We start from the raw sequence: 1,015 nt of genomic DNA, 5'->3' as shown, positions 1-1,015 counted from the left end.
AGTACTTGCAAGATCATCTGGTTTAGGCAATTTTGACAATATCGCTTTAAAAGAAAAACTTACTGGTAAAGTAGCGCAATCTGCTCCTTTTATTGGTGAAAACACGCAGGGATTTCAGGGAAGTTCTAACAAAGCCAATTTCGAAACGATGCTACAACTGCTGTATCTCTCTTTTGAGACACCGCGTTTTGACCCAAATATTTTCGGCATCCTAAAAGAACAGTATAAAAACCGTTTAGAAAACATCAAAAAAGACAATGGAAATACCTTTAAAGATTCAGTTGACCTAGCAAACTCTAATCATAATGCGAGGACTTTTATTTTTGATGAAAAGTTTTTAGAAAACATCAATTTACAGAAAGCAGAAAGTATTTATAAAGACCGCTTCAAAAATGCTTCAGATTTCACTTTTGTTTTTGTGGGAAATATTCCTGAAGGAGCTTTGGAAATTATTCAGAAGTACATCGGAAATCTAAAATCGAATCCTGCTGTAAAAGAGACTTTTGCAGATCATAATATTGGCCCTAAAAAAGGAAAAACGGTTGTGCATTTCAAACGTCCGATGGAAGTTGCAAAAAGCACTGTTTACTTGAATTTGACAGGAAAAACAGAGTATTCAAAAGAAAATGCCATGACGATGTATATTATCGGCGAATTGCTTTCTAAACGTTTTCTTCAAACGATTAGAGAAGAAGAAGGTGGCAGTTACGGCGTAAACGTTGGCGGCAATCTGGAAATTATTCCTAAACCTTCTTTTAGCCTTGCTTTGACTTTTGACTGTAATCCTGAGAAACAGGAAAAATTAATGCAGATTGTCTGGAAAGAAATCAACGATTTAAAAACCAATCCAGTAAATGCAAATGATTTGGAAGACATCAAAAAAGCTTTGTTGAAAAACCGAGAAGAATCGCTTAAAACGAATACTTTCTGGGCTACAACCTTATACAATTACAGCTTAAATCAGATTCCGTTTTCAACAGATGAAGAATATAAAAATCTAATTTCTAAAATTAAC

At 34.3% G+C, this 1,015-nt stretch carries 1 protein-coding gene; it reads left to right on the top strand.

The window, feature by feature from the left end:
* On the top strand, window positions 1-1,015 hold a 1,015-nt coding region (locus tag ACFFLS_RS24200), incomplete at both ends, for a M16 family metallopeptidase (protein WP_379689700.1).

The organism is Flavobacterium procerum, from assembly GCF_042431625.1.
GTDB classification, from domain to species: domain Bacteria; phylum Bacteroidota; class Bacteroidia; order Flavobacteriales; family Flavobacteriaceae; genus Flavobacterium; species Flavobacterium procerum.
This window is presented reverse-complemented; position numbering and strand designations above follow the sequence as displayed.